The organism is Actinoplanes auranticolor, assembly GCF_018332655.1.
GTDB classification, from domain to species: domain Bacteria; phylum Actinomycetota; class Actinomycetes; order Mycobacteriales; family Micromonosporaceae; genus Actinoplanes; species Actinoplanes auranticolor.
Genome location: NZ_BOQL01000065.1, coordinates 26,949 through 47,652, shown reverse-complemented (window position 1 = coordinate 47,652; position 20,704 = coordinate 26,949). Strand labels below are relative to the sequence as shown.

The window sequence follows — 20,704 nt, the reverse complement described above, 5'->3', positions numbered from 1 at the left end:
GATCATCGGCAGACCCGCCCCGGCCAGGCAATCTTCGTCGGACCGTCCCGTGGATCACCGCCGCGTGCTCCCCGGCCGGGCAAACCTCGGCAGGCGGTTTTTCACGGCGGTCGATGAAACCGTTGATGGGCGATGACGAATCTGTTAACTTTTCCACACCTCGATGGGAAAGCGCTCTCTCGCCGATCGAGGTGAAGACGACGGCACTGCACCCCCGATTCGGTCGCCGTCCACAGCCGCCCACGTCCACCCGACCCCCACCCCATCCCCCATCACGGCGCCGCGCGACCTTCCCCGAGGCGCGACGTGCCGACGACTCTCCACCGCCGGGACAGACGCGGCACCGCCATGCGCGTCCCGGGACCCGCCCGCGGGGTCGCCCACCGCGGCCCCCGTTCGAGACGTGATCGGCGCACGTCTCGGTTGCTTCCTCACGAGAGGTACCCAACCGATCATGATTCGCAGAGTGCTGTTCATCGTCGCTCTTGTCCTGGCCGGGATGGGCGTCAACGTCGCCCCGGCATTCGCGGCCGACTTCTCGGTGCTGATCTTCAGCAAGACCGCGGGGTTCCGGCATGACGCGATCCCCGCGGGGATCGCCGCGATCCAGCAACTGGGCACGCAGAACAACTTCACGGTCGAGGCGACCGAGGACGCCGCCCAGTTCACCGACACGAACCTGGCCAGGTTCAAAGCGGTCATCTGGCTGTCCACGACCGCCGACGTGCTCAACACGACCCAGCAGGCCGCGTTCGAGCGCTACATCCGCGCCGGCGGCGGCTATGTCGGCGTGCACGCCGCTTCCGACACCGAATACGACTGGCCCTGGTACGGCAACCTCGTCGGCGCCTACTTCGCCAGCCACCCCGCGATCCAGCCGGTCACCGTCCGCATCGAGGACACCGCCCACCCGTCCACCGCAGGCATCCCGGTGAACTGGAACCGCACCGACGAGCTGTACAACTACCGCACCAACCCCCGCCCGCAGGTGCACGTCCTCGCCAATCTCAACGAGGCCACGTACACCGGCGGCACCATGAACGGCGACCACCCGATCTCGTGGTGCCGGCCCTACGACGGCGGACGCTCCTGGTACACCGGCCTCGGCCACACCCAGGAGAGCTACACCGAGGCCAACTTCCGCACCCACCTGCTCGGCGGCATCAGGTACGCCGCGCAGAACCTCGGCAACTGCTCGGTCCAGGCCCCCGCCGGCACGTTCAGCCAGGTGACCCTGGCCAAGGGCGTGGCGGAGACCGGTGAGCCGATGGGCCTCACCGTGCTGCCCAACCGGGGTGTGCTGCACACCTCGCGGAACGGCGCCATCCGGTACACCGACGTCAACGGCAACACCAAGGTCGCCCTGACGCTGCCGGTCTACAGCCACGACGAGGAGGGTCTGCAGAGCATCAAGGCCGACCCGAACTTCGCCAGCAACCGCTGGGTGTACGTCTACTACGCGCCACCGCTCAGCACGCCGGGCGGCGACGCTCCGTCCACCGGCACGGCGGCGCAGTTCGCCCCGTTCAACGGCTCCAACAAACTGGCCCGGCTCACCGTACGGGACGACAACACGATCGACCCGGCCTCGCTGGTGACGATCCTCGACGTGCCGACCAGTCGTGGGCTGTGCTGCCACGTCGGCGGTGACATCGACTTCGACGCCGCCGGCAACCTGTACCTGTCCACCGGTGACGACTCCAACCCGTTCGACTCGGCCGGTTCCGCGCCGCTCGACGAGCGGGCCGACCGCAACCCCGCCTACGACGCGCAGCGCACCTCGGCCAACAGCAACGACCTGCGCGGCAAGGTGCTGCGGATCAAGCCGGGTGCGACGGGCGGCTACACCGTCCCGGCCGGCAACATGTTCGCCCCGGGCACGGCGAACACCAGACCCGAGGTGTACGCCATGGGCTTCCGTAACCCGTTCAAGATGAGCGTCGACAAGGCCACCGGGGTCGTCTACCTCGGTGACTACGGCCCCGACGCCGGCTCGGCCGACCCGCAGCGCGGGCCGGCGGGCACCGTCTCGTTCGAGCGGATCACCCAGCCGGGCTTCTACGGCTGGCCGTACTGCTCCAACTACAACACTCCCTACCAGGAGTTCACGTTCCCCAGCGGACCGTCGTCCGGTCCGTACGACTGTGCCGGTGGGCCGACGAACAACTCGCGCAACAACACCGGCATCACCAAACTGCCGCCGTCGCAGGCGGCCTGGCTGCCCTACGGCGGGCAGGGGCCCTGGCGGCCCGAGCTGGGTGGGGGCGGGCCCATGGCCGGTCCGGTCTACAACTTCAACCCGGCGCTGGCCTCCGATGTGAAGTTCCCGGCGTCGTACCACGGGAAGGTCTTCCTCGGCGAGTTCACCAGTCGCTGGATCAAGGCGGTCACCCTGAACGCCAACGGCACGGCCGGCGCGATCGAGCCGATCCCGTGGTCCGGAACCGCGATCATGGACATGGAGTTCGGGCCTGACGGCGCCCTGTACGTGCTCGATTACGGCACCACCTGGTTCGGCGGCGACGCCAACTCGGCTGTCTACCGGATCGAGTACAACACCGGCGGCAACCGGGCGCCGATCGCGCAGATGAGTGCCACCCCGTCGTCCGGTGCGGCGCCGCTGGCCGTGCAGTTCAGCTCGGCGGGCAGCAACGACCCGGACGGCGACCCGATCACGTACGCCTGGGACTTCACCAGTAACGGCAGCACCGACTCCACGGCGGCCAACCCGACGTTCACCTACCCGGCGAACGGCGAATACACCGCGACGTTGACGGTACGGGACTCCGGCGGCAAGACCTCGACGGCCAGTTCCGTCATCGGGGTCGGCCGACCGTCCATCCAGTTGATCACACCGGCCGACGGATCGGTGTACCAGCCCGGTGACCTGGTGCCGTTCGAGGTGCGGGTCACCGATCCGAACGCCGGCACCGTCGACTGCAGCCGGGTCGTGATCAACTACGTCCTCGGGCACGACAGCCACGGTCACCCGATCACCAGTAAGAACGGCTGCACCGGGTCGATCCAGACCACGGTGGACGGTGAGCACGACGCCAGCGCGAACATCTTCGGGGTGCTCGCCGCCGTGTACACCCCGGTCAGCGGGGCCGCCGTCCAGGACCAGCACGTGCTGCAGCCGCGGACCCGGCAGGCCGAGCACTTCGGCACCATGAACGGCGTCCAGGTCGCCGCCAAGGCCAGCGCCCACGGCGGCAACGCCATCGGATACATCGAGAACGGCGACTGGATCTCCTTCACGCCGTACAACCTGGCCGGCGTCACCGGCATCAGGGCGCGGGTGGCCTCGGCCGGCGTCGGCGGCACGCTGACCGTGCGGGCCGACTCGCCGACCGGCCCGGTGGCCGGCACGGTGCAGGTCGCCCCGACCGGTGGCTGGGAGACGTGGGCCGACGTCACGGGGACGATCAACCCGCCGACCGGTACGCGCGAGCTGTACCTGGTGTTCACCGGCGGCGCAGGATCGCTGTTCGACATCGACGACTTCACGTTCACCTCCGGCGGCACGACGCCACCGCAGTCGGGGAACCTGGCGTTGAACAAGCCGGTGACGGCGTCGAGCACGGAGTCCGGCGCGTTCCCGGCCTCGGCCGCGGTGGACGGTTCGCCGACCACCAGGTGGGCGAGCACCGCGAGCGACCCGCAGTGGATCCAGGTGGATCTCGGTCAGTCGACCTCCATCGACCGGGTCAAGCTGACCTGGGAGGCGGCTTACGGCTCGGGGTACCAGATCCAGACGTCGGCCAACGGGACGACCTGGACCACGGTCCGGACGGTCACCGGCGGTGACGGCGGGGTGGACGACAACACCGCGCTGGGCGCCACGGGTCGCTACGTGCGGATCAACGGTACGGCCCGCGCCACAGCCTGGGGTTACTCGCTGTTCGAGTTCGAGGTCTACGGTGGCGGCGTCGTACCGCCGCCCTCGGGCAACCTGGCGTTGAACAAGCCGGCGACGGCGTCGAGCACAGAGGCGGTCGCCTACCCGGCCTCCGCCGCGGTGGACGGATCGCTGACCAGCAGGTGGGCGAGTGCCTTCGCCGATCCGCAGTGGATCCAGGTGGATCTCGGTCAGTCGTACCCGGTCAATCGGGTCAAGCTGACCTGGGAGGGGGCGTACGGCTCGGGGTACCAGATCCAGACGTCGGCCAACGGGACGACCTGGACCACGGTCCGGACGGTCACCGGTAGTGACGGTGGGGTGGACGACAACACCGCGCTGGCCGCGACGGGTCGCTACGTGCGGGTCAACGGTACGGCCCGCGCCACGGCCTGGGGTTACTCGCTGTTCGAGTTCGAGGTCTACAGCTGACCGGGTAGACCGCGCGTGATGGGCGCGGGGACCTTCGACGGTCCCCGCGCCCTGGTCTGTCCCGGCCATCGCCGCATGACCGGGATCGACTCAGCTGTCCAGGAGGCGGGCGGCTTCGTCGATGGTGGCCACGAACTCGTCCGGCGGCACCCGGGCCACGAATATCTCACTACGGAACGGCTGCCGGATCCGGCAGGCAACGACCAGGAGATCGTCGAGCCAGGTGTACGTCTCCACGTTGTCCAGGATCTCGCCTCAGTGGCGCACCAGCCAGAAGTGCTGCGGGAGCTCGCTGTCGTTCGCAGCCGGAATTCGGAAGACCTCCGCGGGCGATCATCGGTGGACCGCGGGCCGCGTTAGAAGGTGAGCTTCGCGCCGGCCGCGGACAGGCCGGCCGACGAGCCCACCGACGCCTGAACCGGTGCCTCGGGCAAGCCTCGCGGCGCCGCCTCGATCTGGCCGGTGGACAGTCGCGCGACCCGTACGTCGGCGAAATCCCCGTCGCCGGCCAGGTCGAACAGCCGTAGCACCAGGGCGTCGTCGCCCTGCCAGAACAGGGGCTCGGCGCGCCGGTCCGGCGACAGCGGGAGTCGGCCGAGCTCGGGTCCGGTCGTTCCGCGCCGTGGGTCGAAGACGCGGTATATCTGGTCCGACCCGTCCTGCGTACAGCTCAACACCTTGCCGCCGTGGCTGGGCGGGGCCGTGCGCGGCGGGGCCTCGCAGGGATCGCCGGCCGGCAGCGGGCGCCAGCTGAGCATCCTGCCGTCCCGGCGCACCACGGCCACGCCCGCCTCCTCCTCAGCGCCTGCCCCGTCCGTGCCGACCAGCAGGGTGTCGTCGCCGGCCCAGCTCACCCAGCGCCCGTACCGGTCGCCGATCTCGATCTTCCGGCGCTGCATCGTGCCTGCACCCACGTCGACGAGGATGAGCTCGGTGAAGCCGTGCGCGGTTTTGAGGCCGTCGGCCGGGTTCCCGAACACCGGCAGCGCCAGCCGGCTGCCGTCCGGCGACCACACCGGGATGGCCGCGTCGCCGGCGATCTCGTGGTACTCGTCCGGACCGGCGCCCGAGGTCGGCGTGATCCGCACCAGGCTCGTCCTGCCGTCCTGCGTGGCCACGTCGGTGTAGAGCCGCAGATCCGGCGACACCGAGGCGACGCCGCCGCCGTCCACCTGCCGGTACCGCCCCGCCGCCGGATCGATCACGTACCACTTCTGGTCGGCCGCGTAGGCGGTGACCAGGCGCGGGCCCGCGGGGCCCGCGGGTAGCTCCGCGACCGGATCCGCCACGGGGTCGCGCAGCTGCACCACCGAGACCGGTACGCCGACGCCGGCCGCCAGGAGCAACACTGCGGACAGGCCGATCCACCGCCGCCGGCGCCGGGTCTCCGCATTCGGGTCCATACCCACCTCCATCCACAGACGCCGCTTCGACCCTAAACGAGGCGGACGGGTTTCGAGCCACCAGGGCATGAGCGCCGGGCGCCGCCGGCGTTGGCCGCCTCGTCATACGGGCAGTCAACTTCTTGCGCGGAGTCGCGAACCCGATCGGTTCGCTCGCGTCGTCTTACCGGTCATGCGTGACACAGGAGCTACGGCATGAGACGACAAGCGAGGATCGGTACCGCGGTGGCTGTCTTCGCCGCGGCCGTGACGGTAGGGACCACGCCGGTGTACGCGGGCCCGCAGGGCGACCTGCAGGCCCGGGCGAAGGCCGTCGACTGGAAACCGTGTCCCGTCCAGGACGAGCCGGTGGAGTGCGGCAGCCTGGCCGTTCCGATCGACTGGTCGAAGCCGAACGGGCCGACGATCGACATCGCGCTCGCCCGGCGCAAAGCCACCGGCGCACGCATCGGCACTCTCGTGGTCCTGCCCGGTGGTCCGGGCGGGTCCGGCGTGGACGCGGTGAGGGGAGGTATGTACAGCCAGCCGGTGCCCGCCGAGGTCGCCCGGCGTTTCGACCTGGTCGGCTTCGACCCGCGTGGCACGTCCGGGAGCCACCCGATCCGCTGCGACGAACCGGAATGGGGGTCCGTCGACGACTTCCTGCCCACGACGGATGAGCGCTTCGAGCGGTTGCACACAAGCATGCGGGCCACGGATGAGAGCTGCCGCAAGCACACCGGACCGCTGTTCGACTTCATCGACACCAAGAGCGCCGTCCGGGATCTCGACGCCGTCCGGGCGGCCCTCGGCGAGAAGCAACTGAGTCTGACCAGCCTGTCGTACGGCACCCTGCTGGGCCAGCAGTACGCGCAGGAGTTCCCGCGTCGGGTCCGCGCGCTGATCCTCGACAGCACGATGGACCACAGCCTGAAGACGACCTGGGACTTCCTGCGCACCGAGGCGATTGCCGTGGAGGAGACCTTCGACGAGTTCGTGGCGTGGTGCGCGCGGGCCACGCCGTGTGCGCTGCACGGCCGGGACGCCCGCCGCGTCTTCAACGACCTCTACGCCAAGGCCGAGCGTGGGGAGCTGACGCAGGTGACCGAGTCGGGGGAGACCCGGAAGCTCCACCCGCTGGAGCTGGTCGCCGACGTGCAAGCCCACCTCGGCGACCCGGACCACACCTGGAAACCGATCTCGGAGATTTTGGCGAAACTGGCCGCCGGTGAGCCCACCGACAGCCGGTCGCCGGCTGCCGAGCCCCAGGCGCCGCGCCTCGGGGTCGCGCGTTTCGGGACCGAGAGCAGCGAGGACCCGACGGCCATCTTCTGCGCGGACTGGCAGATACCGGTACGTGACGCCGCCCAGGTGAGGAGCTTGCTCCGGCGACAGGCGTCGGTGGCCCCGGACATGCGGATGTCGGTGCAGGCATGGGGAGTGACCATGCGATGCCTCGCCTGGCCGGCCGGGATCCGGAACCCGCAGGAGCCGGTGCGGTGGACGGGCGTGGCCCCGGTACTGCTGCTCAACAGCCGCTACGACCCGGCCACGCCGTACCAGTGGGCGCAGAGCGTGGAGCGTCAGACCGGCGCGGTGCTGCTGACCTTCGACGGGTGGGGCCACGGAGTGGCCTCGGCGGGCAGCGACTGCGCCAACGCGGCGATCGGGCTGTACCTGACCGAGGTACGGACGCCGAGACGCGGCACGCACTGTCCGGCCATCGAGCCGCGGGTGAGCTGACCCGCAGTGAGGCACCGCGGGCCCCGTCCCGCTGCACGTGGTGGGGCGGGGCCCGGCGTCACCCGGCCGCGTTCTTGAGGTCCTGGGCGCGGCCGGCGTTCTCCCACAGCAGTTCCGGCAGTTCCCGGCACCGACCTCGACGCCATCGGCAACGTCGCGGATCTCCCAGGCCGAAGCGGCCGGCTCCTCCGTGGAGGAGCCGGCCGCTTTCCGGGTCGAGTCGACCGATGAGGTCAGCGAAGCCGGTTGGCCCCGATCCAGGTACCGATGGCAGTGCCGGAGCTGATCCCGGCGTCTGCGTCCCACTGGAAGTGCACGCCGAGGTAGATCCGGCTGCGAGCGTTCTCGGCCGCGGCGGCCGAGAAGGAGGTGAATGTTCGCGTCACACCGTTGGCGATGAACGGATCCTCGGTGTTCGCGGCGAACGTCACGTTGTCGGTGCCGAAGAACGACTTCATGGCCCCGGCCCAGGCGCCGGCGAACGTGGCGTGGCCGGAGATGTAGGCCGGGAACGGTGGTGACACCGGCGTGCCGTTGCGCCTCTGCGAGAGCGGAAGCCAGTCGGGGTCCTTCACGGTCAGCTCAGTCAGGTCGGTGTCAGCCAGCTGAATCGCGCTCTCCGGGCGCCACAGGTCGATGAGGGTGTCGTACTTCGCCTCCCAGGCGACGATGGCGGCGTCGGCCAGCGCCATCGACACCAGGGCGTAGAGCCGGGCCCGCTCGCCGCGGGAGATGTTCGGGAACTGCCTGAGGACGATCCGGGTGTGCCGCAGCAGCTGGCCCGGCGGCTTGTAGGTGCCCTTCAGGTCGTTGGCCCAGAAGTGGGCGATCTGAGTCTGCTCGTCGTCACGGTTGGCCTTCGGTGCCGTGAGCTTGCCTACCCTCTTGACCTCGATGACCTGGGCCGCGTAGGCGTCGCTGGCCAGCATCGCCTCCAGCGACGTGAAACCACCGGGTGGTCCGGGCCGGAACTGCGGCGTCCCGTTGATGCCGAACGGTCGCACCCGGCCCCAGTGCGGCGTCACCGGATCGGGACCCGCTCCCGTGGGGCGCCACTGTCCGGGTACGCGCCTGATCTGATAGTCAATGGTGTCGGCGGAGCCGTCGGACCGGCGGGCGGCAAGGATCTGGTCGGCGGCCGCCTGACCGACACTCGTACTCCATCCCCCCGGCCCAGGGGTGCCGACCGGGGGAGTGGCCCGGGCCAGGGCGTACGCCGCATCGATCTTCGCTGCCACCTCCGGGTCGGGGAACAGGGCCTTCAGGACCGTGTACGCCGCCACATCGACGTTGGCGTTGAAGTCGTAGCTGACCCCCGGCTGCCGGGGCACCCTGGCGATGTACGGGGCGGTAGTGCTTTCCCCGAGTGACACCGAGGTGTCGTAGATCGCCAGGTGCATCATCGCCGCGGCCCGCGACAGCGCGGTGGGAGCGCCGAAGTCGGCGGCGTCGCGGAAGGCGTCCAGGAGCGTCTCGTTCCAGAAGTCGATCCGGTCGTCGGTGGCTGCGGCGGCGGCCGGACTGCCACCGATCGACAGGCCACCGGTCGTCAGCGCGATCGTCAACGCTCCGGTCAGAACTGTTCTGCGCGTAGGGATGGTTCCTCCTCCATCAGGGACGGTGGACGCGTGTCGCGTCACTCCGTTTCCTCGGTCTCATCGGACTTGGTGGCGCGCCATGGCGGCGCACGCCCTCCGCGAGTCTCGATACGGAGGCGTATGCGCCGAAAGTGATCAACTCCTCACGATCCGTCAGCTCGCCGCCATGCTCTCGGGCGTCGCTTGTGGATTCCTTGTGAGAACCTTTCCGGCGAGCTCTACGGCCGGCTGACGTCCGGCCGCTGACGGGCCAGATTCACGTAGAGGGGTACGGCCGTGATGAGCGTCCCGATGCCCGCCGTGATGTAGGCGGCGCGGTAGCCGACGTGCTCCACCACGAATCCCGCCAGCAGTACCCCGAGCAGGAAGGCGCCGGTGCCCGCCCCCTCGAACAGGGCGAACACCGTGCCCCGGATCCGGTCGGGGGTGCGGCGCTGGAGCTGGGAGTGGACCGCGACCAGCAGCATCCCGCTGCCGAAGCCGCCGACGGCCATCAACGGCGGTACCGCGGCGAACCACGGCGACAGCGGGACGGCGACCATGCCCGCACCCATGACGATGCGCCCGGCGAACAACGCGCGCGGTTCCGTGGCCGCGGACAGCCGCCGGCCGGCCAGCCATCCGCCCAGCACCAGGCCGGTCGCCCAGCCGGCGTTCATGAGGTTGTAGCCGAGCACCCCGGCGCCGAAGTCGTCGGCGAGGATGGGCTCCGCGACCATGGCGAAGCTCGTGGTCACGTACGCGGCCACGGACGAGGCCAGCACGAGGCGGATGCCGGGGGTCGCGCGGATGTGCCGGGCGCCCTCGGTGAGCCATCGGCTGCGATGCGGCTGGTGGCGGCGGGTGTGGCGGCGCAGGGGAACCCACAGCACGAGCGCGGCCGAGATCAGGAACGAGATCGCGTTGCAGGCGTACACGAGCCGGGGGTCGCCGAAGGCCAGCAGCGGGATCGCCAGGATCGGCCCGGCCGCCCGGCCGAGGCTGGCCGCGGCGGCGAGCAGCCCGTTGGCCCACGACAACCGGTCCTCGCCGACCAGGTCCGGCACGGCCGCCGCGGAAGCCGGCAGGAACGGCGCCTCCGCCAGGGCGGCCAGCGCGGCGAGCGCCACGATGGCCGGGGCCGGCCAGCCCAGCGCCAGCAGCGCGAAGCAGAGCGCGGCCAGGCAGTCCGAGGCGATCATGACCCGCCGGCGGCCGAGCGTGTCCGCGAGCACTCCGGCGAAGGGGAGGAACACGCTGCTCACCGCGGTGGTGCTGATCAGGACCGCGGTGATCCACAGTGCGGAGCCGGTCAGCGCGTACACCTCGTACACGATCGCCGCGGAGGCGGCCCCGGTGCCGATCATGGAGGCCAGGCGGGCGCCGGCGAGCCGGCGCACCGGCCAGATCGGACCGTCCGCGGCGGTCATCCGGTCGGCGCAGGCGGTCCGATCATCCGAACACTGTACGTGATCGGGGCTGCGTCGATCCGCTACGCTGATCCGGCCGACGAGGGAGGAATGTGGATCTCGAACGTCTGTTCGCCGTGTCCTCGGGAGCGGCCATCACCTCCCATGCCGTGTTCACCAACCGCGTGGCCGAGCTGGCCGCCTTCCGGTCGGCCGTGCAGCGCGTCGCCGCCCTGCGCCGCAGCTCCGGCCGCCTGACCGAGGACCTGGGCCGCGGCCGCGACAACGTGCTCGCCTTCTACGGCATGGGCGGCATCGGCAAGAGCACCCTCTCCCGGGAGCTGCAACGCCGCTTCGACGAGGGCGAGGTCCCGGTGGCCGAGCGGCGGGTCAGCGCCCGCGTCGACTTCGCCGACCTGTCCACGTTCGACCCCGAGGTCATGCTGCTGCGCCTGCGTGGCTGCCTGGGCGGGCTCACCGGCGAGCTGCACGCCTTCGACCTGGCCTTCGCCGCGTACTGGGAACGCAAGCACCCGGGCCAGCCGCTCGCCGAGTTCCTCGATCGGCGCTCGGCGATCGGTGCCCTCGAGGACAAGGCGAAGCTGTCGGACACCATCCAGTCCGGGCTCGACGCGTTCCTGGGCGGCACCGGCCTGGTCGGCGCGGCCTGGCGGCTCGGGACGCTGGTCAAGGACGGCGTCGCGGCCCGCCTCGCGAAGGCCGCCGTGCTGCGCGACTGCCCCTTCTTCGAGCCGCTGATGACCGAGACGCAGCCCGACCGGGCCCGGCAGTTCCTGCCCGCGCTGCTGGCCTGGGACCTCGAGCAATTCCAGCGCCGGGACGACGCCGACGTGACGATCTTCCTGGACACCTGGGAGACGGTGCAGGCCCAGCGCCGCGAGCCCGGCGGGGTGGAGGACGCGCTGAGCCGCCTCGTCTATCTCATGCCGAACGTGCTCTTCGTCGTCACCGGCCGCTCGCAGCTCAGCTGGGCCGACCCCGAACGCGCCGTGGACCTCAAGTACGCCGGCCCGCAGTGCTGGCCCGGGCTCGACCTGCGCGGCGGCGCCCCCGACCAGCGCCTGCTGGGGGCCCTGTCCCCCGAGGACTGCGAACGCTACCTGCGGCAGCGGCTCGTCGTCGAGGGCGGCCCGGCCATCCCCGGGCCGATCCGCGAACGCATCATCGCGGGCTCGCAGGGCCTGCCGCTCTACCTCGACCTGTCCGCCGAGCACTTCGACTCGCTGTCCGGGCGCGGGACCCCGCAAGCCGAGGACTTCGGATCCAGCCTTCCGCACCTGGTCACCCGGGTGATCCGGGACCTGGACGGCGGGGAACGCCAGCTCCTGCGGGCCGCCGCGCTGGTGACGGGGTTCAACCGTGACCTGCTGCACGCGGCCGTGCCGGAGCACCGCGACGCGGTCATCCATCGCTTCACCGCCCGGCACTTCGTCCGCGAGGAGCGGGTGGGCTGGTTGCGGCACTCCATGCACGACACGCTGCGGGCGTCGGTGCGCGAGTACGACTCCGTGTCGGGTGACCCGTGGTCGGCGCGGGAATGGCGGGAGGCGGCCGGACGGATCGTCGAGTTCTTCCGCCGGGAGATCGCCGAGGACGTGGCGGGCGGCACCACCGCGTACCGCAGCCGCCTGGTCGAGGCCTTCCTGGACGCCGCGCAGCTCGCCCTCGAGTTCAGCCTGCCCGCCGACTGGCTGCTGGACGTCGCGAAGACCGTGTGTGCCCTGGGCCAGTGGCAGGTGCTCCAGCGCCTGGAGTCGCTGCCGCAGGCTCCCGGCTCGGCCGGCAACCCCGTCGTCCTCGGGTGCCGGGCGGCGTACCGGCGGGACGTGGCCGGACTGGGCGAGGCGCTGGAGCTGCTCGACCTGGCCCTCGCCGAGCCGGCGCCGACCCCGGACACCACGCTGTGGCTGGAGCTGGAACGCGCCGAGGTCCTGATGCGCCTGGACCGCAACGCCGAGGCGCAGACGATCCTGGAGCGGCTGGCCCGCCGCTCGGACCGCTTCGGCCGGCGGGCCCGGCACTGGCGCGCCATCCTCGACGAGCGGGCCGGACGGTTCCCGGCCGTGCTGGGCTGGGCCGCCGGCGAGGACGGCGACACCCCGGACGACCGGCGCGCGGTCGCGAGCATGACCGGGTTCGTCCGGCTCGCCAACGCCGAGTTCGAACGCGCCGCCGAGCAGTTCGCGGCCGCGGTGGAGGCCGCCCGCGAGGGACGGCTCCCACCGGCGGAAGCGCTCATGCGCGAGCATCTGGCGTGGGCGACGGCCTGGTGCGACCCGGCGGCGGCCCGCGGGCTGGCCTCGGAGGCCCTGGAGCTCAACCGGCGCATCGGGAGCCTCATCGGGACCGCCCGCTCCCTCGCGGCGTGCGCGCTGGCCGGCGTCGGCTCCGAGCAGCCGGCGGACGTGCTGGCGCAGACCCGGGAGAGCCTGCGGCTGATCGAGCGCACCGGATATCGCGCCGACGCCCTGCACCCGCTGCTCGTGGAGCTGCTGCTGCACTGTGTGACCGGGGACGCCGCGGCCGCCGCCACGGTGCGGGAGCGCATCCTCACCCTGATCGCCGACAACGAGACCCACGTACACCTGCGCGACGTGACCGGGTGGTGGACGGGGGAGCCCGGGCCCGCCACTACCGTGGCCTGGCTGGACGGGGAGGAGAACGCCCGGCGCCGCTGGTCCGCCGTGCTGGTGGAGCGCCGGGACGCGTACGCTCGGCGGGACCGGCGAGCACCATCCGGCCAAGGTCGAGCGATCCTACGGTGAGCGGCGCCTTACGGGGCGCGTATCGACGCCCTGGGGTGATCACTCAACAAGCGACGACCGGCTCATCTCATCGATGCGGTCCTCGGCGCCGTACGGGAGGCGGATCTTCCGGGCGTACGAGCCCGCTTCTGTAGGCCCAGGCGACGGCCTGGGCCCGGTCGTGCAGACCGAGCTTCGTCAGCACCCGCGACACGTGGGTCTTGACGGTCGCCTCGCTTATGATCAGGTGCTCGACGATGTCCTGGTTGGTGAACCCGTGTGCGGCGATGATGAGGACTTCCGTCTCGCGCAGCGTCAGCCGTTCCAGGTACGAATCGGCGGGCAGGAGGGACACCGGCCGGGATACGAACTCGGCGAGCAGCTTGCGTGCCACCGGTGGGTCGAGCCACGCATAACCCCCGGCGACTGCCCGTACGGCTTCGCCGAGCATGCGGGACGAGGCGCTCTTCAGCAGGAAACCCGACGCACCGGCGTGCAGCGCCTCGTGCACGACCGAGTCGTCGTTGAAGGTCGTCAGGATCAGGACCGCCGAAACGAACTTTCCGTCCACCACGAATTCGTCAGCCACCAGCCGGCGCGTGGCCTGCACTCCGTCAGCGCGGGGCATCCGTACGTCCATCACCACCACGTCCGGTCGCAGTGACCGCGCTCGCGCGACGGCTTCGTCCCCGTCGCCGGCCTGACCGACCACGACCATGTCCGGCTCGGCGTCGATCATCATCGCGAGTCCGTCACGAACCATCTGCTCGTCGTCGACGAGCAGAACCCGGATCCGGGTGCCGTTCGGCGGGCGGCTCATGACCGGACATCCACGGCCGTCTCGGCGGCGACCGGCAGGACGGCCCGGACGACGAAGACACCGCCGGGTGCGGGATTGGCCGTCACCCGACCGCCGACGGAGTGCGCGCGCTCCTGCATGTTCAGGATTCCGTGGCCGGTGCCCAGTCTCCGGTGGGCTCTGCCCTGCGGTATCTGACGATTGTGGACGCTCAGGACGATGCGGGACGGCTGCCAGTCCACGGCCACCCGGACGACGGTTCCCCGCTCGGCGTACCGGGTGGCGTTGGTCAGCGCCTCTTGCAGGATCCGATAGGCGCACACCTCGGTTCCTGGCGGCAGAGCGCGGACCTGACCCGTACACGCGAGCTCGACCGGCAGATCGTCGGATCGCATATGGTTCACCAGCTCCGCAAGCCGGTTGAGGCCCGGCAGGGCCGACGGCTCGGGCGGCTCTCCGGCCCGGCCGACCCGCATGAGATCCAGCATCCGTCGTAGATCGACGATCGCCTGTTGACCCAGCGCGTCGACATGGCCCAGCGCCTGCTCCGCGCGGGCGGGGTCGGGACGCACCCAGCGTGCGGCGCCACCGGCCTGCAGCAGCATCATCGTGATCGCGTGAGCAACGATGTCGTGCAGGTCGCGGGCGATGCGGGCCCGCTCCTCCGCGACCGCATCGGCCGCGGCGTGCTCTGCGGCCAGGCGCCGCTGGCGTCCAGCCCAGCGCACCCAGCGGCCGACACCGAAGGCGATCGCATTGAACAGCGTCAGGCCGACCGTCACGCCGATCAGAGCGTCGATCCGCCGATCCGGTGGCTGACGGTCCACCGCATCAATGATGTTGAGACCCATCGGGACGGCGACCGCCGGCAGGCAGAGCAGAGCGACGCGCAATTCCTTGCAGTACGCAACGGTGTAGAGAGCCCACCACACGCCGATGGTGGGATGGAAGCCGGCAAAGAAGACCCCGGCCGATGCTGAATGGATCACGACGACAGCGAACACCGCAATCGGATAGCGTCGTCGTATCGCAAGGATCAGATATCCCGCAATGGCGTAGCCGGGGACAACCCAGAATGCGAGGTCGCCCCGGCGGTTGGCGCTCCATGAGATCGCGAGGTCGAGGGCGCAGAGTGGCACCGCCAGTGCGCCATCGATCAGAATCTGGCGGGTGGCCCCGGGCAGCCGCCGCCGGATCAGTCCCACCAGTCCCCCCGGCATTCCTGGCACCACCAGCAGATCACGAAGATGCAGCACTTCAGCTGCGCGACTTCGGCCGGACTGACCAGTCGTTCCCGTACCAGGGCGGCACGCCGGGCCGCCTCCCAATCCGCCACCGGGCGGAGCACTCGATCCTTGTCCAGGTCGGTGAGCTCGGTGCGCACCGCGCCGATGGCGCAGAGCCCACGCCATACGTCCGGATAGCCCTCGAGCTCGGTCCGCAGCCGGTCCCCGTCGAAGCGGCCACCGGCGTAGGGGCGGTGTGCCGCCGCCCGCTCCAGACGTAATACCGCGCAGGCGCCCTCCGGGCCGGAGTCGACACCGATCACCTCCGCCTGCCGGACCCGTACCCGCTCGACGTGGCCGGGGCCGCCCCGGCGGCTCGATGCGATCAACACCTCGAAGTCGATCGCCGGGTCCCGCAACCAGTCGAGAGGGCCGGGCACCACGACCGCGTCGGCATCAACGAGCTCTCCGAAAACAATGTGGCGATCAACGGCGTCGCCGGCCGTCACGCGCTGAACCGAAACGATACCTACACACGACGTGACCACGGTGACTCCCTTCGGGCAACAAATGGATCATCACCGATTCTTCTCGGTATCTCGGCCCGGCGACATCCGTCATTCATGTACCCGACACATACGACCGGGGCGGTACCCGCCTACGCCGGATACGTCCCGCGGATGACACCGCAATTCATGTCGCAGCCGGATTACTGCCGTCGCGCGACCGGCCAGCCTGGAAACAGGTGGCCGACTCCACCGGCCATTGCCACCGACCGGAAAGGCGTGATGTCATGCCCGACGACATCCTCGTTGCGGACAACTCCACCGTGCGGCTGGACGACCGAGCCGGGCAACCGTTCTCGGACGCCCGCCGGACGATGACGCTCACCAGGCTCGGCGACCTCGTCGATCAGGGCGTCGTCGACACCGACGGCGAACTTCGGCAGCTCGCCGAGGCCGCGACCACCGTCACCCGGGACGCGCTCGCGGACGTGGCCGTACACCGGTCCCGCCGCTTTGTGCCCGGGTCGTTGCGGCCGGACCTCGGCCGCTACCCGCGCATGCTCGCCGCCCTGCCAACCGCTGAGCGCACCAAGATCAGCACCTTCTGGCGGATCGCGCGTCAATTCGACCCGGCTGTGATCGCAACCCACGGCCTGGATCGCGACACCGTGCTCCCGGGCAAGCCGCAGATCGTCAAGTGGCTCTTTCAGGACGTGACCGTGAACCCCGGCGGCACGCTGCTGCTCACCGACTTCAACGCGGCACTGGCCTGTCGCAACCTGCTCATCCGAAGCAATGCCCGGATCGTCGCGTCGGGCAAGAGCTTGCAGATCACCGCGACATCCATCAAGGGCGAATAGGAGATCAGCATGCCTGGATTCAACATCGTGGCGGCCGGTGCCACTGGCGCTGCGGGACAGAACGGTTTCGTCGGTACGGCCGGCGCCAACGGCGTTCCCGGCCAGGATGCCGACTGCGGCTTCTGGGACGACAACGAGCCGACTCGTGGCTCCGACGGCGGGCGGGGTGCCGCCGGTAGTTCCGGTTCCGCCGGTACACCGGGTGGCGCCGGCGGAGCAGTCGTCATCAAGGTGGACGACTACCTGGGCGGTATCCAGATCAGCTGTCTCGGCGGCATCGGCGGCACAGGCGGCAATGGCGGCACCGGAGGCAGCGGCGGTCCCGGGGGCGACGGCGGATGGGGTGCCGACTGTGAGAGCAACGCGTACGGCGGCCGTGGCGGTGACGGCGGCCGTGGCGGTGACGGCGGTCGTGGCGGTGACGGCGGGCCGGGCGGCAGCATCGTGATCTACTACCGCGACGACCTCTCAGGAATCCCGCCCGTGTGGGACGTCAGTGGCGGCCGCGGTGGGCCCGGCGGGCTCGGCGGTGCCGGTGGACCGGCCGGCAACACCGGTCAAACCGGCAAGGGCCGCGCGACGAGCTACAGCCACTCCGACTACGAGCCGGGCGATCCCCCGGGACCCGCGAACACCGGCGAACCGGGCGCGTCGGCCGCCTCGGGCAACACCGGCGTTGCCGGCTCCGGGCAGTTCATCAAGCAGGCATGACGTCATGGTGGGCTCAGGCTGCCCCACAGCGGCGTCCGCCACCGCGGCTGCGCCGGTTCGCGCGCTGTGGGACGCGCTGGCCGCGGAAGCCGCGGGTGTGCCGGCCACAGCGACGTCTCGTTCGTGGGACGCCCTGACCGTCGGTTCGTTCCCCGCCTCCACCGGACGGCGTGGCTCGACCCTGACGCCGTCAGGCGTACCCGTGGAGATGTCGGTGTCCGTCCGGGCGGACGGCCGTACAGCGGTGCGGCTCACCACGGACGCCTACGCGACCGAACCGCCGGGACCGCAACGACTGGTTCGCCAGGCGGACCAGTTGACGCGGGTTTCGACCGCGCTTCGCTGGTCCGCCGGGCATCGGCTGGCCTGCCGTCTGCGGGCCTCTGCGCCGGCCCTCACCACGGTCCACCGATTCGGGCTCTGGTGCAGCATCGGTTACCGCGCCGGCGGCTCGTCGCCGGCCGTCGCCAAGGTCTATCTGCCGCCTCAGCTGGGTGCCGTGCCCGCCGCGGATCTGATGCCCGAGCACACCGTGCCGATGCTGCGCCGGCTGCTCGACGGCGACCGTGATCTTCCGGCGCGTACGGGCATCGTCGGTCTCGCAGTGAGCGGGGACGGCCCCGACACGGTCAAGGTCTATCGCCGGGTCGAACGACCGTGTACCGCGACTGCAGCGCTCGCATTGCTGCCCGAGGCGGCTCGGCACCCAGATGTGGCGGCCGTTCTGCGTGGTGCGGCACCCGTGCCGGAGCGGCAGGCGGTGGTGGGCCGGACCGGTACAGCGGACTTGGCCGCGCTGGTGACCACCGCGCTCTACCTCCCCACCAAGCTCCTCGATCCCGCCACCGACGGCGCCGCAGCGGTCGGTGACCTGACCCGAGTACTCGGCCTGCCCAGCGCGCCGGTGAACGCCGCCGTTCGGCTGGTAGCCGCCGGAGCCGTGCCGACCATGCTCGGCATCCGGCTGACCGGCATTCCCACGCTCACCTACTACTTGACCGCGACCAAAGGAGTCTCTTGATGGTCACGTTGGTGTACGACAGCGACTGCCCACACTGCGACGAACTCGCCCATGTCATCGCCGGCGCCGCCCGGACGCGCGTCCACGTGGAACCGCACAGGGGCCCGGGCCGCCTGGAACGCCCGTACGTCATCCGGTCGACTCGTGGCGGCCGGACCCGGATCAGCACCGGCGCCCACGCTCTGGCGGTGTTGTTGTCACGACTCGGCGTCCGCGGTGCCCTCGCCTTGTTCGCGGCTTCCCGCCGGCGAGGGATCCGTCTGTTGCCACCCTTCCCGAAGCCCGTGGAGGTGCGGTGATGGCCACCGAGAGCCGGGCTTACACGCGGGATCGGACCTGGCGGCTCGTCCTGACCGCCTGGCGTACCAACCTGTTGTTCTACAACGCCATCGGCGCGACGGTACACGCTCAGCACTGGGAGGAGACCACCGTCTGGATCTTCTTCAAAAAGCAGGACTGGGTCGACAAGCCGGTGGAGTCCATCGAGGTTTCCGCCACCTTCCAGGGCGTCCTGCCCAGCACGGTGCCCGGCGCGGCGCGCCGGTCCGACCGGCGGGTCAACGCCGCGGAGGCGGATGCCCGCCTGTGGAGTGCGGGGATCGGCATCTCGGTGGACGCCGGCGCCGGCTCCGGGTTGCCCGACCCGGGCACCGCCAAGCCCGGCATAGGGCCGAAGTTGGACGTCCGGTCGGTGCAGGCGACCGCGAACGCGGTCGTCAACGGAGAGATCCTGCGGTGTGACGAGGTGTCGGCCGCCTGACACCACCTCGGAAGGGAGGTGCAGACAATGCCCGAAGGGATTCCCGACGACGTCGGCGTCACCCGGACCCCCCGTACCCCGGTCGCCGACCCCGCGCTGGGTGTCGACGTGCAGACGAACTGGCAAGGTGTCCCGCCGCACCGTTTGGTGACAATCGGCGACTCCCTGTTCCATGGGTTCCAGAGCGGTGCCGTGTACCAGACCGACCTCTCGGTGCCGGCGATCATCGCTTACGAGCTCGGTTGCCTCGACACGTTCCGCCGCCCGACGTACGGCGGTCCCGGCGGTCTCCCGATCAACATCGAACTGCTCCTGCGCACTCTTGAACAGCGGTACGGCGAACAGCTCAGTTGGTGGGAAGTCCCGGCGGCTCTGTTCTCAGCCCGCCAGTGGATGGACACCCTCGAGGACTACTGGGAACGTGGCCCCGGCTCGGTCATCCCTCATGTCAACGGCGTGAATCACAACCTCGCCATGTACGGCTGGGATCTGCGCGACGCCCTGTCCCAGAACGCGAAAGCTTGCCGCGACCGGCTGGCGAAGCCCAAAGACGACCTCGTGACGCAGGTGGTCGAGAACAACAGCGAGCGGGCCGCCTTGCGCGTCTACCCGGACACCGACGCCCGGGGCTCCGCAACTCTGTTCGAACTGGCCGAGGAACTGGGCGAGGAGGGCGCCGGCGCCGGCGCGGACTGCGGCATCGAAACCCTGGTGGTGTCCCTGGGTGCCAACAACGCGCTGGGCGCCGTAACCCGGCTCAAAGTGGTCTGGAGCGGGGACGGATACGACGATCCCGACCGGAAGGGCGATTACACGGTATGGCGGCCCAGCCACTTCGCCGCTGAACTTGCTGAAGTGGTCGCCGCGGTGCGAAAGATCAAGGCCCGCCACGTCATCTGGTGCACTGTGCCGCACGTGACGATCCCTCCGATCAGTCGCGGCGTGGGCTCGAAGATCGAGGCCGGATCCCGTTACTTCCCCTTCTACACCCGGCCATGGATCTCGGATCGGGCCTTCGATCCGCGCCGGGACCCGAACATCACGGCGGACGAGGCCCGGGCCGTGGACAGTGCCATCGATCATTTCAACGACGCCATCACCGGGGTCGTACGGCAGGCCCGCTCCGACGGCCTCGACTGGTTCGTGATGGAGGCGGCCGGAATGCTCGACCGGCTGGCGGACCGCCGCTACATCGACGATCCAACCGCCAGGCCGCCGTGGTGGCAGCGATACCCGCTGCCGGCAGCACTGTCCGCGGTGTCGCCGCCCGTCACCTCGCGCTTCATGATCTCGGATCGGCGCGGTGGGCGCGCCGACGGAGGCCTGTTCTCGCTGGACGGCGTGCACCCGACCACGATCGGCTACGGCTTGCTGGCCGACGAGATCATCCGGGTGATGCGGCGCGCCGGTGTGCAGTTCTGTCGCACCGACGGGGTTACGCCGAGACCGGACCCGGTGAGCGTCGACTTCGGCCGGCTGCTACGCCGCGACACCCTGCTGACCAGGCCGCCCCAGAACCTCGCGGCCGGCTTGGCGGTACTCGGCTGGGCTGACGAGGCGTTCGACCTGCTGCGCCGCGCACTCCCGTTCTGAGGTGGGGAAGGAGCTGTGGTGA

At 70.5% G+C, this 20,704-nt stretch carries 15 protein-coding genes; 8 read left to right on the top strand and 7 right to left on the bottom strand.

Annotated features, from left to right (window positions below):
* Positions 1 to 454: 454 nt before the first annotated feature.
* Positions 455 to 4,330, top strand: a complete 3,876-nt coding sequence (locus Aau02nite_RS36515; protein ID WP_212993195.1) for a ThuA domain-containing protein — start codon at positions 455 to 457, stop codon at positions 4,328 to 4,330.
* A 90-nt stretch (positions 4,331 to 4,420) separates the two neighbouring features.
* Here the strand turns inward: Aau02nite_RS36515 and Aau02nite_RS36510 are convergent, their stop codons facing one another.
* Together Aau02nite_RS36510 and Aau02nite_RS36505 are read right to left on the bottom strand one after the other, a co-directional pair.
* Positions 4,421 to 4,567, bottom strand: a complete 147-nt coding sequence (locus tag Aau02nite_RS36510; RefSeq protein WP_212993194.1) for a hypothetical protein — start codon at positions 4,565 to 4,567, stop codon at positions 4,421 to 4,423.
* A 119-nt stretch (positions 4,568 to 4,686) separates the two neighbouring features.
* Positions 4,687 to 5,733 (bottom strand): hypothetical protein, encoded by a 1,047-nt coding sequence (locus tag Aau02nite_RS36505; RefSeq protein ID WP_212993193.1) that lies wholly within the window; start codon positions 5,731 to 5,733, stop codon positions 4,687 to 4,689.
* A 195-nt stretch (positions 5,734 to 5,928) separates the two neighbouring features.
* On the opposite strand from Aau02nite_RS36505, the gene Aau02nite_RS36500 reads away from it, so the two are divergent.
* The gene (locus Aau02nite_RS36500; RefSeq protein ID WP_212993192.1) at positions 5,929 to 7,455 is read left to right on the top strand and encodes an alpha/beta hydrolase; all 1,527 of its coding nucleotides are present in this window, start codon (positions 5,929 to 5,931) and stop codon (positions 7,453 to 7,455) included.
* Positions 7,456 to 7,688: 233 nt separating this feature from the next.
* On the opposite strand, the gene Aau02nite_RS36495 is transcribed toward Aau02nite_RS36500, so the two are convergent.
* Both Aau02nite_RS36495 and Aau02nite_RS36490 read right to left on the bottom strand, forming a co-directional pair.
* Entirely contained in the window at positions 7,689 to 9,020 is a 1,332-nt protein-coding gene (locus Aau02nite_RS36495) for a vanadium-dependent haloperoxidase (RefSeq protein WP_212993191.1), read from the bottom strand.
* Between the two features lie 251 nt (positions 9,021 to 9,271).
* On the bottom strand, positions 9,272 to 10,462 hold the full coding sequence (locus Aau02nite_RS36490; protein ID WP_212993190.1) for an MFS transporter: 1,191 nt from the start codon (positions 10,460 to 10,462) through the stop codon (positions 9,272 to 9,274).
* 92 nt (positions 10,463 to 10,554) lie between these two features.
* Between Aau02nite_RS36490 and Aau02nite_RS36485 the strand changes: the two genes are divergently transcribed.
* The gene (locus tag Aau02nite_RS36485) at positions 10,555 to 13,227 is read left to right on the top strand and encodes a hypothetical protein (RefSeq protein WP_212993189.1); all 2,673 of its coding nucleotides are present in this window, start codon (positions 10,555 to 10,557) and stop codon (positions 13,225 to 13,227) included.
* A gap of 67 nt (positions 13,228 to 13,294) precedes the next feature.
* Here the strand turns inward: Aau02nite_RS36485 and Aau02nite_RS36480 are convergent, their stop codons facing one another.
* Genes Aau02nite_RS36480 through Aau02nite_RS36470 form a run of 3 tightly spaced genes read right to left on the bottom strand, consistent with a single transcriptional unit; the run spans position 13,295 to position 15,740 of the window.
* A complete protein-coding gene (locus Aau02nite_RS36480) occupies positions 13,295 to 14,026 on the bottom strand; it encodes a response regulator transcription factor (protein ID WP_212993188.1) in 732 nt (243 codons plus the stop codon).
* A complete protein-coding gene (locus Aau02nite_RS36475) occupies positions 14,023 to 15,261 on the bottom strand; it encodes a sensor histidine kinase (RefSeq protein WP_212993187.1) in 1,239 nt (412 codons plus the stop codon). The genes Aau02nite_RS36480 and Aau02nite_RS36475 overlap by 4 nt, the downstream gene beginning before the upstream one ends.
* A complete protein-coding gene (locus Aau02nite_RS36470) occupies positions 15,201 to 15,740 on the bottom strand; it encodes a hypothetical protein (protein ID WP_212993186.1) in 540 nt (179 codons plus the stop codon). The genes Aau02nite_RS36475 and Aau02nite_RS36470 overlap by 61 nt, the downstream gene beginning before the upstream one ends.
* Positions 15,741 to 16,024: 284 nt before the next feature.
* Between Aau02nite_RS36470 and Aau02nite_RS36465 the strand changes: the two genes are divergently transcribed.
* The 5 genes from Aau02nite_RS36465 (at position 16,025) to Aau02nite_RS36445 (ending at position 20,682) form a co-directional block, all read left to right on the top strand.
* The gene (locus Aau02nite_RS36465; RefSeq protein WP_212993185.1) at positions 16,025 to 16,597 is read left to right on the top strand and encodes a hypothetical protein; all 573 of its coding nucleotides are present in this window, start codon (positions 16,025 to 16,027) and stop codon (positions 16,595 to 16,597) included.
* A gap of 9 nt (positions 16,598 to 16,606) precedes the next feature.
* The gene (locus Aau02nite_RS36460) at positions 16,607 to 17,308 is read left to right on the top strand and encodes a hypothetical protein (protein ID WP_212993184.1); all 702 of its coding nucleotides are present in this window, start codon (positions 16,607 to 16,609) and stop codon (positions 17,306 to 17,308) included.
* 4 nt (positions 17,309 to 17,312) lie between these two features.
* On the top strand, positions 17,313 to 18,329 hold the full coding sequence (locus Aau02nite_RS36455; protein WP_212993183.1) for a hypothetical protein: 1,017 nt from the start codon (positions 17,313 to 17,315) through the stop codon (positions 18,327 to 18,329).
* Positions 18,330 to 18,627: 298 nt separating this feature from the next.
* Positions 18,628 to 19,089 (top strand): hypothetical protein, encoded by a 462-nt coding sequence (locus Aau02nite_RS36450; RefSeq protein ID WP_212993182.1) that lies wholly within the window; start codon positions 18,628 to 18,630, stop codon positions 19,087 to 19,089.
* A 108-nt stretch (positions 19,090 to 19,197) separates the two neighbouring features.
* On the top strand, positions 19,198 to 20,682 hold the full coding sequence (locus tag Aau02nite_RS36445; protein WP_212993181.1) for a hypothetical protein: 1,485 nt from the start codon (positions 19,198 to 19,200) through the stop codon (positions 20,680 to 20,682).
* The last annotated feature ends 22 nt before the right edge of the window (positions 20,683 to 20,704 follow it).

What these genes read in the sequence shown, in the direction of transcription:
- Aau02nite_RS36480 (WP_212993188.1), bottom strand. Translation starts at nt 14,026, where the DNA reads ATGAGCCGCCCGCCGAACGGCACCCGGATCCGGGTTCTGCTCGTCGAC.
- Aau02nite_RS36460 (WP_212993184.1), top strand. Translation starts at nt 16,607, where the DNA reads ATGCCTGGATTCAACATCGTGGCGGCCGGTGCCACTGGCGCTGCGGGA.
- Aau02nite_RS36465 (WP_212993185.1), top strand. Translation starts at nt 16,025, where the DNA reads ATGCCCGACGACATCCTCGTTGCGGACAACTCCACCGTGCGGCTGGAC.
- Aau02nite_RS36500 (WP_212993192.1), top strand. Translation starts at nt 5,929, where the DNA reads ATGAGACGACAAGCGAGGATCGGTACCGCGGTGGCTGTCTTCGCCGCG.
- Aau02nite_RS36505 (WP_212993193.1), bottom strand. Translation starts at nt 5,733, where the DNA reads ATGGACCCGAATGCGGAGACCCGGCGCCGGCGGCGGTGGATCGGCCTG.
- Aau02nite_RS36515 (WP_212993195.1), top strand. Translation starts at nt 455, where the DNA reads ATGATTCGCAGAGTGCTGTTCATCGTCGCTCTTGTCCTGGCCGGGATG.
- Aau02nite_RS36490 (WP_212993190.1), bottom strand. Translation starts at nt 10,462, where the DNA reads ATGACCGCCGCGGACGGTCCGATCTGGCCGGTGCGCCGGCTCGCCGGC.
- Aau02nite_RS36450 (WP_212993182.1), top strand. Translation starts at nt 18,628, where the DNA reads ATGGCCACCGAGAGCCGGGCTTACACGCGGGATCGGACCTGGCGGCTC.
- Aau02nite_RS36455 (WP_212993183.1), top strand. Translation starts at nt 17,313, where the DNA reads ATGGTGGGCTCAGGCTGCCCCACAGCGGCGTCCGCCACCGCGGCTGCG.